9 protein-coding genes are annotated in these 12,399 nt (G+C 63.2%); 3 read left to right on the top strand and 6 right to left on the bottom strand.

All coding sequences use genetic code 11. The annotated features are described in order from the left end of the window. Window positions 1-3: 3 nt before the first annotated feature. From ACMGT0_RS06680 to leuA, 3 genes are all read left to right on the top strand, one after another. Complete coding sequence (locus tag ACMGT0_RS06680) at window positions 4-459, top strand: DNA polymerase III subunit chi (RefSeq protein WP_416771942.1); 456 nt, start codon at window positions 4-6, stop codon at window positions 457-459. Between the two features lie 79 nt (window positions 460-538). Beyond that, window positions 539-3,385, top strand: coding sequence for a valine--tRNA ligase (locus tag ACMGT0_RS06675; RefSeq protein WP_416771941.1), 2,847 nt, complete (start codon window positions 539-541; stop codon window positions 3,383-3,385). A 426-nt stretch (window positions 3,386-3,811) separates the two neighbouring features. Beyond that, the gene (gene leuA / locus ACMGT0_RS06670; RefSeq protein ID WP_054059226.1) at window positions 3,812-5,494 is read left to right on the top strand and encodes a 2-isopropylmalate synthase; all 1,683 of its coding nucleotides are present in this window, start codon (window positions 3,812-3,814) and stop codon (window positions 5,492-5,494) included. A 116-nt stretch (window positions 5,495-5,610) separates the two neighbouring features. Here the strand turns inward: leuA and ACMGT0_RS06665 are convergent, their stop codons facing one another. The 6 genes from ACMGT0_RS06665 to hisS all read right to left on the bottom strand — a co-directional run bounded on the left by ACMGT0_RS06665 (window position 5,611) and on the right by hisS (window position 12,378). Next, window positions 5,611-6,402 (bottom strand): amidohydrolase, encoded by a 792-nt coding sequence (locus ACMGT0_RS06665; protein WP_054059227.1) that lies wholly within the window; start codon window positions 6,400-6,402, stop codon window positions 5,611-5,613. Continuing rightward, on the bottom strand, window positions 6,390-7,538 hold the full coding sequence (locus ACMGT0_RS06660; RefSeq protein ID WP_416771938.1) for a pyridoxal phosphate-dependent aminotransferase: 1,149 nt from the start codon (window positions 7,536-7,538) through the stop codon (window positions 6,390-6,392). The genes ACMGT0_RS06665 and ACMGT0_RS06660 overlap by 13 nt, the downstream gene beginning before the upstream one ends. A 114-nt stretch (window positions 7,539-7,652) precedes the next feature. Beyond that, complete coding sequence (gene der, locus ACMGT0_RS06655; RefSeq protein ID WP_416771937.1) at window positions 7,653-9,122, bottom strand: ribosome biogenesis GTPase Der; 1,470 nt, start codon at window positions 9,120-9,122, stop codon at window positions 7,653-7,655. A 139-nt stretch (window positions 9,123-9,261) separates the two neighbouring features. Then, on the bottom strand, window positions 9,262-10,413 hold the full coding sequence (gene bamB, locus ACMGT0_RS06650) for an outer membrane protein assembly factor BamB (protein WP_054061887.1): 1,152 nt from the start codon (window positions 10,411-10,413) through the stop codon (window positions 9,262-9,264). Continuing rightward, on the bottom strand, window positions 10,406-11,047 hold the full coding sequence (locus tag ACMGT0_RS06645) for a tetratricopeptide repeat protein (RefSeq protein ID WP_017904927.1): 642 nt from the start codon (window positions 11,045-11,047) through the stop codon (window positions 10,406-10,408). The genes bamB and ACMGT0_RS06645 overlap by 8 nt, the downstream gene beginning before the upstream one ends. 41 nt (window positions 11,048-11,088) lie before the next feature. Continuing rightward, window positions 11,089-12,378 carry a histidine--tRNA ligase gene (gene hisS / locus ACMGT0_RS06640; RefSeq protein WP_054059231.1) on the bottom strand — a complete coding sequence of 430 codons (1,290 nt, stop codon included), beginning with the start codon at window positions 12,376-12,378 and terminating at the stop codon, window positions 11,089-11,091. Window positions 12,379-12,399 lie beyond the last annotated feature (21 nt).

Here is a 12,399-nt window from a genome sequence, read left to right as displayed (position 1 = left end):
CCGATGGACACTCCAAAACAATCACAAAAGGCCGCTCCCCTGCTGGACGAGCTCGAGTCGATCCGCAAGCTGCTGGGTGACGAAACCCTGCAACCGCCGCTGCTGACCGAAACCGTCCCTGCCGAAGGGCAGATTCCGCTGCTGTTCGACATGGTGGGCAGCAAGAGCAGGACCGAAGTTCAGGTCGAGGCCACCAGGGTCGAGGCTCCAATCGAAGCCGACAGACCGGCCGTCACCCAGCCCGCACCGACGCCCGGGCCGGCGACCGCCGCTCCCGCCGCCGAACCTGCCCGAGGCAGGAACCAGGATGCCCTGCTGCATCTGGACAGCGAACTGCGTGCCGCCGCACAACTGATCATGCAGGATGTGATCGACGATTTCGCGCCGCATATCGAGGCCGAGATCAAGCGCCGCCTGGACGCCCGGATGGAGCGCCTGCTCAGCCAGTACCCTTCCTGAAATGAGGTCTACGCCCCGCGCCATATCCCCGTTATACTTGCCGGCTTTCCTGAATTAATGCCTAAGGGTCCCGCCGCGCATGGATAAGACCTACCAGCCGCACGCCATTGAAACTTCCTGGTACCAGACCTGGGAGTCCGAGAACTACTTCGCCCCGCAGGGAGCGGGTGACTCCTACACCATCATGATCCCGCCGCCGAACGTCACCGGCAGCCTGCACATGGGCCACGGCTTCAACAATGCGATCATGGACGCGCTGATCCGTTTCCGCCGCATGCAGGGCCGCAACACCCTGTGGCAGCCGGGCACCGACCACGCGGGTATCGCCACCCAGATGCTGGTGGAGCGCCAGCTCGAAGCCCAGGGCCAGAACCGCCACGACCTGGGGCGCGAGAAGTTCCTGGAGAAGGTCTGGGAATGGAAGGAGCAGTCCGGCGGCAACATCAGCCGGCAGATCCGGCGCCTGGGTTCGTCGGTGGACTGGAGCCGCGAGCGCTTCACCATGGATGACGGTCTCTCCGAGGCGGTCAAGGAAGCCTTCGTGCGCCTGCACGAGGATGGACTGATCTACCGCGGCAAGCGTCTGGTCAACTGGGACACCAAGCTGCACACGGCCATTTCCGACCTCGAGGTGGAAAACCACGACGAGAAGGGTTTCCTGTGGAACCTGCGCTACCCGCTGGCTGACGGAGCCCGTACCGCCGAAGGCCTGGACCACCTGATCGTCGCCACCACCCGCCCGGAAACCATGCTCGGCGACTCCGCCGTTGCGGTGAACCCGAACGACGAGCGCTACAAGGCCCTGATCGGCAAATTCGTCGAGCTGCCACTGGTTGGCCGTCGCATCCCGATCATCGCCGACGACTACTGCGACCCCGAATTCGGCACCGGTTGCGTGAAGATCACCCCGGCCCACGACTTCAACGACTATGAAGTCGGCAAGCGCCACAACCTGCCGCTGCTGAACATCTTCGACAAGAACGCCAGCGTCCTGCCGGCCTGCCAGGTGTTCAACCTCGACGGCACGCTGAACGAAAGCATCGACGGCAAGATCCCGGCGCAATACGTCGGCCTCGACCGCTTCGAGGCGCGCAAGCAGATCGTCGCCGACTTCGACGCCGCGGGCCTCCTGGTCAGCGTCGACGATCACGCCCTGAAGGTGCCGAAGGGCGACCGTTCCGGCACCGTCATCGAGCCCTGGCTGACCGACCAATGGTACGTGTCGACCAAGCCGCTGGCCGAACCGGCCATTGCCGCCGTGGAGGACGGCCGCATCGCCTTCGTGCCCAAGCAGTACGAAAACATGTACTTCTCCTGGATGCGCGATATCCAGGACTGGTGCATCAGCCGCCAGCTGTGGTGGGGCCACCGGATTCCGGCCTGGTACGACGAGTCGGGCAAGGTCTATGTCGGCCGCGACGAAGCCGAAGTGCGTGCCAAGCACAACCTCGGCGCGGACATCGCCTTGCAGCAGGACAACGACGTTCTCGACACCTGGTTCAGTTCGGGCCTGTGGACCTTCTCCACCCTGGGCTGGCCGGAGCAGACCGAGTTCCTCAAGACCTTCCACCCCACCGACGTGCTGGTGACCGGCTTCGACATCATTTTCTTCTGGGTCGCCCGGATGATCATGCTGACCATGCACCTGGTGAAGAACGAGGACGGCACCCCGCAGGTTCCGTTCAAGACCGTCTACGTCCACGGCCTGGTGCGCGACGGCCAGGGCCAGAAGATGTCCAAGTCCAAGGGCAACGTTCTCGACCCGCTGGACATCATCGACGGTATCGAGCTCGAGGCGCTGGTGCAGAAGCGCACCACCGGCCTGATGCAGCCCAAGCTGCAGAAAGCCATCGAGAAGCAGACCCGCGCCGAGTTCGCCGAGGGCATCGCCAGCTATGGCACCGACGCCCTGCGCTTCACCTTCTGCTCGCTGGCGTCCACCGGTCGCGACATCAAGTTCGACATGGGCCGCGTCGAAGGCTACCGCAACTTCTGCAACAAGATCTGGAACGCCGCCCGCTACGTGCTCGACAAGGGCGAGGACTGCGGCCAGAACGGCGAGGCCTACGAGCTGTCGCTGGCTGATCGCTGGATCATCTCGCAACTGCAGCGTACCGAAGCCGAAGTGACCCGCCAGCTCGACCAGTTCCGTTTCGACCTGGCCGCCCAGGCGCTCTACGAGTTCATCTGGAACCAGTACTGCGACTGGTACCTGGAACTGTCCAAGCCGGTGCTGTGGGACGAGAATGCGCCGGTCGAGCGCCAGCGCGGCACCCGTCGCACCCTGGTGCGCGTACTGGAAGTGGCCCTGCGCCTGGCGCACCCGTTCATGCCGTTCATCACCGAGGAAATCTGGCAGCGCCTGGCGCCGCTGGTCGGTGCCGAAGGCAAGACCATCATGCTGCAACCGTGGCCGGTGGCGAACGAGGAGCGCATCGACCAGGCGGCCGAAGGCGATATCGAATGGCTCAAGGGCCTCATGCTCGGCGTGCGCAACATCCGCGCCGAAATGAACATCGGTCCGGGCAAGCCGCTGGCACTGTTCCTCAACAACGCCGGTGCCGAAGACCAGCGTCGCCTGAAGGAAAACGAGGCACTGCTGAAGAAGCTGGCCAAGCTCGAATCGATCACCGCGCTGGCCGCCGGCGAAGAAGCACCACTGTCCGCCACCGCCCTGGTCGGCGAGATGGAAGTGCTGGTGCCCATGGCCGGGCTGATCGACAAGGGCGCCGAACTGGCTCGCCTGGACAAGGAAATCCAGCGCCTGCAGGGCGAAGTCCAGCGCGTCGGCGGCAAGCTGTCGAACGCCGCATTCGTCGACAAGGCTCCGGCTGAAGTCATCGAGAAGGAGCGCGCCAAGCTCGCCGAAGCCGAACAGGCCCTGGGCAAGCTGGCCGAGCAGCACGCCCGGATCTCCAGCCTGTAAGGGTGTCGGGCAATGGAAAAGGGAGGCCTTCGGGCCTCCTTTTTTGTCTGCGCTGTCCCTCGCGCAGCACACGGCGGAGCGCCTTCAAGGCCGTACAAGGTGGCGAGAAGGATTGCGCCGGTCCAAAATAGTGCGCAATTGTTCTAGACTTTCCGCGCCCGAAGCAGAATAAAATCTCGAAAAAGCCATTTTATCGAGTATTCCTCTCAAATTTTTCTACAGGCTTGCCATCTTTCACCCCACTGGTTAGGGTTGGAAGCATGAAAACGTCCCATACCCTCATTCAGCGTCGTCAACACCGCAGTCTCTGCCTCGTCAGCGCACGACTGCCGGGCTGAATCGCGGTGCCTCATCCCCAGGCTTTTTCCTGACAACGCTACACCGGCTGGCCGCCTCTTTTCGGCCCTGACAAACAAGGAATTCCCCATGAGCATGCTCAAAGATCCGTCTTCGAAATACCGTCCATTCCCGGTGATCAACCTCCCTGACCGCACCTGGCCGTCGAAAACCATCACTGCCGCGCCGATCTGGTGCAGTTCCGACCTGCGCGACGGCAACCAGTCGCTGATCGAGCCGATGGACTCGGCGAAAAAACTGCGTTTCTGGAAAACCCTGGTCAGCGTCGGCGTCAAGGAAATCGAGGCGTCCTTCCCGGCCGCATCGCAGACCGACTTCGACTTCGTGCGTACCCTGATCGAAGACGGCCATATCCCGGACGACACTACCATCCAGGTGCTCACCCAGGCCCGTGAAGACCTGATCGCCCGCACCTTCGAATCCCTGCGCGGCGCCAAGAAGGCCATCGTGCACCTGTACAACGCCACCAGCCCGTCGTTCCGCCGCATCGTCTTCAACCAGGACAAACAGGGCGTGAAAGATATCGCGGTGAACGCGGCCAAACTGTTCGTCAAGTACGCCGCCCAGCAGCCGGAAACCCAGTGGCAGTTCGAATACTCCCCGGAAACCTTCAGCGCCACCGAGCTGGAGTTCGCCAAGGAAGTCTGCGACGCCGTGGTCGAGGTGTGGAACGCGACCCCCGAGAACAAGGTGATCCTCAACCTGCCCGCCACCGTCGAAGTGGCCACTCCGAACGTCTATGCCGACCAGATCGAGTGGTTCCACCGCAACATCAACCGTCGTGACAGCGTGATTATCAGCCTGCACACCCACAATGACCGTGGCACCGGCGTAGCCGCCACCGAGCTGGGCCTGATGGCCGGCGCCGACCGTGTCGAAGGCTGCCTGTTCGGCAACGGCGAGCGTACCGGTAACGTCGACCTGGTGACCGTGGCCCTGAACATGTACACCCAGGGTCTCGACCCGCAACTGGATTTCTCCGACATCGACGGTGTGCGCAAGGTGGTCGAGGAGTGCAACCAGATTCCGGTGCACCCACGTCATCCCTATGTCGGCGACCTGGTTCACACCGCGTTCTCCGGCTCGCACCAGGATGCGATCCGCAAGGGCTTCGCCCAGCAGCAGGCGGACGCCCTGTGGGAAGTACCGTACCTGCCGATCGACCCGGCCGACATCGGCCGCAGCTACGAGGCGGTGATCCGCGTCAACAGCCAGTCGGGCAAGGGCGGTATCGCCTACCTGCTGGAGCAGGAGTACGGCATCAGCCTGCCACGTCGCATGCAGATCGAATTCAGCCAGGTGGTACAGCGCGAAACCGATCGCCTGGGCCTGGAAATGACCGCCCAGCAGATCCACGCCCTGCTCCACAGCGAGTACCTGCAGGCCAACACCCCGTATGCGCTGGTCAGCCATCGCCTGCAGGAAGAGAACGGCAACAGCAGCGTCGAAGTCGAAGTGGCGAGCAAGGGCCAGGGCGAGACTAACCTGCACTGGCGCGGCAAGGGCAATGGCGCCCTGGAAGCCCTGGTGGCCGGCCTGCCGGTCCCGGTGGAGATCATGGACTACAACGAGCACGCCATCGGCGCGGGCACCAACGCCAAGGCTGCGGCCTACATCGAGCTGCGTGTGAACGGTGAACGTGCGGTGCACGGCGTGGGTATCGATGAAAACATCACCACGGCCAGCTTCAAGGCGGTGTTCAGCGCCCTGAACCGCTCGCTGAGCCAGTCGACCGCGAGCAAGGCCGCGTAAGCGTCCGTCGCGATAAAGGAAAGAGGCCCCGGGGTGAACACCTCGGGGCCTCTTTCTTTCTGGAGCTTGTGTTCAGTTCAAGGGCCCATTCGCGGGCAAGCCTGCCGACCACCGAATCAGGTGAACTCGAAGCTGTCGGCATCCAGATTGGCCGGAAACCGCTCGCGATACGCCGCCAGCTCGGCAGCGCTGAGGCTGACCTGGAACACGCCATCGGCCTCCCCCGCTCCCAGCAGCGACTCGCCCTGGAAATCCAGCACCTGGCTGTCGCCGGTGTACGAAAAGCCCTTGCCATCGGTCCCGACCCGGTTCACCGCCGCCACATAGCAGAGGTTCTCGATCGCCCGGGCCGGCAACAGGCGATTCCAGTGCAGACGTCGGGCGCCCGGCCAGTTCGCGGTATAAAGCAGCAGATCGGTGTCATGGGCATCCCGACTCCACACCGGGAAACGCAGGTCGTAGCAGATCAGCGGGCGCACCCGCCAGCCCTTGAGTTCGAACTGCACCTGGCGCTCGCCAGGGGTGTAGTGGTTGTGCTCGCCCGCCATGCGAAACAGGTGGCGCTTGTCGTAGTGCCAGACCTCGCCATCCGGCCGCGCCCACAGTAGCCGGTTGCGATGGCTGCCATCGGCGGCATGCACGATCACGCTGCCGGTGACCACCGCATCGAGCTTTTTCGCCTGGCGACGCAGCCACTGGGTGGTGGGGCCATTCTCCGGCTCGGCCAGGGTCCTGGACTCCATGGAAAAACCGGTGGTGAACATTTCCGGCAGGATGATCAGGTCGGCGCCGCGGGCCTGCTCCAGCAGCACCTCGAAATGCTCCAGGTTGGCCTGACGGTCATGCCAGGCCAGGGACGTCTGTACCAGGGCCAGCTTCAGATCGGGCAACGTACTCAGATCACGCATAATTTCTCCGCAGCTTCACGCAACGTCTCCTCGCGCTTGGCAAAACACAGGCGAACCAGCCGCTGGCCCTCGGGCGGTGTCTGGTAGAACACCGATACCGGGATCGCCGCCACGCCATGCTCGCGGGTCATCCACATCGCCATGTCGACGTCGTTCAGGTCCGGGCGGATCTGCGAGTAATCGACCAGCTGGAAATAGGTACCCGCCACACGCCTGAAGCTGAAACGCGACTGGCTGAGCAGGTCGCAGAACAGGTCGCGCTTTTGCTGGTAGAACGCCGGCAGGCGCTGCACATGGCCGGGGTCTTCTTCCATATAGTCGGCCAGGGCGTACTGCAACGGAGTCACGCCGCAAAAGCTGACGTACTGATGCACCTTGCGCAATTCGGCACTCAGGGCCGGCGGCGCAATCACGTAGCCGGTCTTCCAGCCGGTGACGTGGTAGGTCTTGCCGAACGAACTGACGACGAACGCACGCTGATAGAGTGCCTCATGGGCCAGCACACTGGCATGCGGCACATCGTCGTAGACCAGGTGCTCATAGACCTCGTCGCTGATCAGGTAGATGTCCCGATCGGCGATCAGCGTCGCCAACTGGTCCAGTTCGGCATGACTGATCAGCGAACCACTGGGGTTGTGCGGTGTATTGAGAATGATCATCCGGGTCCGCGGACTGAGCGCATCCTCGAGTTTCTGCCAATCGATGGCGAAGTCGTCGAGGCTCAGTTGCACGTGGATGCAGCGCCCGCCGGCCAGTTCCACCGAGGGCTCGTAGCTGTCGTAGCAGGGGTCGAAGACGATGACCTCATCGCCCGGCCGAATCACCGCCTGGATCGCACAGAAGATACCCTGGGTCGCCCCGGGAGTGATCGTCACTTCCGCATCGGCGTTCACATGGACGCCATAGCTGCTGAAGATCTTCGCCGCCACCTGCTGGCGCAGGGCCGGCAGGCCGGTCATCGGCGCATACTGGTTATGGCCGCTGGCAATGTGCCGGGCCACTGCATCGCGCAAGGCTTGCGGGCCATCGAAATCAGGGAAGCCCTGGGACAGGTTCAGTGCGCCGGTTTCCGCGGCGAGCCGGGACATCCGGGTAAAGATGGTGGTGCCGACATTCGGCAACTTGCTGGTGATCATGGGGCCGTTTTCCCTGCTGAACATCCGGCTCTACACGGCACGGGAGGGTTCGAGGATAACGTATCCACCAGGCATGAAAAAGGGCGCCATGGGCGCCCTCTTCCGAGTCCGGAATCAGCGCTTGTCGCGGCGCTTCTTCTCGGCTTTCTTGTGGTGCGACATGAGGCGACGCTTCTTGTTGACCTGACGGTCGGTCAGCGTGTTCTTCTTGCCTTCGAACGGGTTCTCGCCGCCCTTGAACTCGATACGGATCGGCGTCCCTACCAGTTTCAGCACACGGCGATAGGTGTTTTCCAGGTAGCGCACATAGGAGTTCGGGACCTTCTCCACCTGGTTGCCGTGGATCACGATCAGCGGCGGGTTGGCACCACCGAGGTGGGCATAGCGCAGCTTGACGCGGCGGTTGTTGACCATCGGTGGCGCGTGTTCGGACACCGCGTCCTCGAGGATCTGGGTCAGGCGGCTGGTCGGCCAGCGGGTCACCGCCGACTTGAACGAGTTCTGCACCGACTGGTACAGGTTGCCCACGCCGGTGCCGTGCAGCGCCGAGATGAAGTGGATGTCGGCGAAGTCGACGAAGAACAGCCGGCGCTCCAGCTCGGTCTTCACGTAGTCACGCTCGCCCGGGGTCATGCCGTCCCACTTGTTCAGGGCGATGACCAGCGCGCGACCGGCTTCCAGGGCGAAGCCGAGCAGGTTCAGGTCGTGGTCGACCACACCTTCGCGGGCGTCCATCACGAAGATCACCACGTTGGCGTCCTTGATCGCCTGCAGGGTCTTCACCACCGAGAACTTTTCGACTTCCTCGTGGATCTTGCCGCGCTTGCGCACACCGGCGGTGTCGATCAGCGTGTACTTCTCGTCGTTGCGCTCGAACGGGATGTAGATACTGTCACGGGTGGTACCTGGCTGGTCATAGACGATCACCCGGTCCTCGCCGAGCATACGGTTGACCAGGGTCGACTTGCCGACGTTCGGCCGGCCGATGATGGCGATCTTGATGCCATCCTTCTCGCTCGGGCCCGGAATGCGCGTGGCCTCCTCGCCTTCGGCAACCTCTTCGGCCTCGCCTTCTTCAGGTTCCGCCTCGTCCCGAGGGAAGTCACCCAGGACGATTTCCAGCATCTGGTTGATACCGCGACCGTGGGCGCCGGCGATCGGCAGCGCGTCGCCCAGGCCCATGGGGCTGAACTCGGCACGTGCCATATCCGGATCGATGTTGTCGATCTTGTTGGCGACCACGTAGGAACGCTTGTTGCGCTTGCGCAGGTGCTCGCCGATCATCTGGTCGGCGGCGGTGTAGCCGGCCTTGGCATCCACCAGGAACAGCACGACATCGGCTTCTTCAATGGCCAGCAGCGACTGCTCGGCCATCTTCTCGTCCATGCCGTGCTCGTCGCCGGAGATACCGCCGGTGTCGATCACAATATAGGAACGCCCCTGCCACTTAGCCTCACCGTACTGGCGATCACGGGTCAGACCGGACAGGTCGCCGACGATGGCGTCGCGACTGCGGGTCAGGCGATTGAACAGGGTGGACTTGCCGACGTTCGGTCGGCCCACCAGGGCGATTACGGGAACCATGCGGCTCTCCACTTCGTTATTTCAGAAAATACAAAAGCCGCTGCGTGGCAGCGGCTGGTGCTCGGGGGCGGCGCCGGAAGGTGCCGCAAACCTCGCAGAGCGAGGCCGCTTGGGGATTCCCCCAAGCATAGTCAAAGCCTTACTTGATGGTCAGGGCTTCCAGTTTGCCGCTGTTGCCATACACATAAATCATGTCACCCACCACCAGCGGACGAACCCGCAGGCCATCGCTGTCGATACGCTCGCGACCGACGAAACGACCGTCCACCTGGCTCAGCAGGTGCAGGTAGCCTTCGAAGTCGCCGACCGCCACATAGCTGGAAAACACCTCCGGTGCCGACAGTTGACGGCGGGCCAGGGAGTCGTTGCTCCAGATCGCGGTGGTGGAGCGCTCGTCGACACCTTCGACGGTGCCCGAGGCCAGGGCGACGTAAACGCTGCCGAAGCCCTGGGCGACACCGGCGTAGCTGGAGGCATCACGCTGCCAGAGGATCCGGCCGCTTTCCAGGTCCAGTGCGGCCATGCGGCCCTGGTAGCTGGCGACATACAGGGTGCCGCCGGACAACAGCAGGCCACCGTCGATGTCGACCACACGCTCCAGTTCCGAACGACCCTGTGGAATCGCCACGCGGGTTTCCCAGGCTGGCACGCCGTTCTGGGTATCCAGCGCGACGACCTTGCCGGTCGACAGGCCAGCCACCGCCAGGTGGTTGGTCACCAGCGGCGCACCGGTGCCGCGCAGGGTCAGTACTGCCGGCGAGCTGTCGTACAGCCAGCGCTGGTTGCCGGTGGAGGCGTCGAGACCGATCACGCGGTCATCCTGGGTCTGCACCACCACCACGTCGCCGTTGGTTGCCGGCGGAGCCAGCACCTCGCTGGTGACGCGGGAGCGCCATTTTTCTTCGCCGCTGCCGGAATCCAGGGCAATCACTTCGCCCTTGAGGGTACCCAGCAGCACCAGGCCGTAGCCGACGCCGACACCACCGGAAACCGGCAGCTCCAGGTCCTTCTTCCACTTCACGTCGCCGTTCATGCGGTCCATGGCCACCACGACGCCGCTGTCATCAGCCGCGTAGAGGGTGTCACCGTCAACCGCTGGAACCAGCAGGTTGTAGATCTTGCCCTGGCCATCGCCAATGGAGCGGCTCCACTGCTTCTGCAGAACCACTTCTTCCTTGAAGGAAGTCAGCTCGGCCGGCGGCAATTCTTTCTTGCTGTTGCTGCTGCAACCCGCGGCCAGAATGGCCAGGGCCAGCAATGCTGCATGTTTCCAACGGATCACGTCACGCATCCCCTTTGGCCAGGTCGTCGAGCTTGATTTGTAAGCCACCGACCGCCGCTTCATCGGAAAGCGCCGCCTTGGCCTTTTGGTACGCAGCATGGGCTTCATCGTTACGACCCAGTTGAACCAGCAGGTCCCCCTTGAGTTCTTCGCGACTGGCCAGGAACGCCTTGTCGGTATCGCCGTCGAGCAGCTTGAGTGCCTCGTCGGCCTTGTTCTGGGCAGCCAACACCTGGGCCAGGCGCTGACGCGCGACTTCGCCCAGGGTGGCATTGACCGGCTTGTCGACCACGGCCTTGAGCTCGGTGGCGGCATCGTCCAGCTTGCCGGTGTCGACCGCGACCTTGGCGACGAACAGGCTGCCGTATTGCGCGTAGGCACTGCCGCCATACTGGGTATTGAGCTTGCCGGCCAGGTCGGCGACGCGCGCCGGATCAGGCTTGCCGTCCGGTGTCAGGGTGCTTTCCAGCAGTTCCTGGTAGAGCACCGAGGCACCTTGCGACTGGTTGTTCTGGTACTTGTGCCAGGCCTGCCAGCCGAACACCACCACCAGCGCCAGCAGGCCACCGGTGACCAGGGGTTTGCCGTTGCGCTGCCACCATTCCTTCAACTCGGCTACGTGATCTTCTTCGGAACTCGACACCCCAATACTCCTTATTCTCTAAATCGGCTGTTCTAACAGCTTCAACCCTGCACGACGCAGGTGGACAAGTGCTCGGAAAGAGCATCCCAGGCAATGCTTTGTTGCTCGCCCTGGCCACGCAGGGGTTTGAAACCTACCACTTGCTGAGCCAATTCGTCGTCTCCGAGGATCAAGGCGTACAGCGCACCACTCTTGTCAGCTTTCTTGAACTGGCTCTTGAAGCTACCGGCACCGGCATTGATCTGCAAACGCAGGTTCGGCAACCGGTCGCGGACCTTCTCGCTCAGGGCCAGTGCCGCCAGCTCGGCGGCCTCGCCAAAGGCGCACAGGTACACGTCGACCTGGCGGGAAATCTCTTCAGGCACCTGCTCCAGGGTTTCCAGCAGCAGGATCAGGCGTTCGATACCCATGGCGAAACCGACGCCCGGGGTCGGCTTGCCGCCCATCTGCTCGACCAGGCCGTCGTAGCGGCCGCCGGCACAGACAGTGCCCTGGGCACCCAGTTGGTCGGTGACCCACTCGAACACGGTCTTGCTGTAGTAATCCAGGCCACGGACCAGCTTGGGGTTGATCACGTAGGGGATGCCGGCCGCATCGAGGCGGGCCTTGAGGCCCTCGAAGTGCAGGCGCGACTCTTCGTCGAGGTAGTCGGCCAGCTTCGGCGCGTCCACCAGCACGGCCTGGGTGTCGGCGTTCTTGGTGTCGAGCACGCGCAGCGGGTTGGTCTTGAGACGACGCTGGCTGTCTTCGTCCAGTTGGTCGAAGCGCGCGGACAGGTACTCCACCAGGGCCTCGCGATAGCGGCCACGGGATTCGCTGGTGCCCAGGCTGTTGAGTTCCAGCTTGACCGCGTTGCGGATGCCCAGCAGGCCCCACAGGCGCCAGGTCAGCACGATCAGTTCGGCGTCGATGTCCGGGCCGTCGATGTTGAACACTTCGCAGCCGATCTGGTGGAACTGGCGGTAGCGGCCTTTCTGCGGACGCTCGTGGCGGAACATCGGCCCGATGTACCACAGCTTCTGTTGCTGGCCGCCACCGCTGATGCCGTGCTCCAGCACCGCACGCACGCAGGCCGCGGTGCCTTCCGGACGCAGGGTCAGGGAATCGCCGTTGCGGTCTTCGAAGGTGTACATCTCTTTTTCGACGATGTCGGTCACTTCACCGATGGAGCGCTTGAACAGCTCGGTGAATTCGACGATCGGCGTGCGGATCTGCTTGTAACCGTAGTTATCCAGCAGACGGGCGACGGTGCCCTCGAAATAGCGCCACAGCGCCGTCTGCTCGGGCAGGATGTCATTCATGCCACGAATGGCTTGCAGGGACTTGCTCACAGATATTCCTTAAATTCTTCG

The sequence above is a fragment of the Pseudomonas sp. RHF3.3-3 genome, assembly GCF_048069595.1.
Taxonomy (GTDB): Bacteria; Pseudomonadota; Gammaproteobacteria; order Pseudomonadales; family Pseudomonadaceae; genus Aquipseudomonas; species Aquipseudomonas fuscovaginae_B.
The sequence above is the reverse complement of the archived record's forward strand: the minus strand, read 5'-3'. Positions and strand labels throughout refer to the sequence as shown.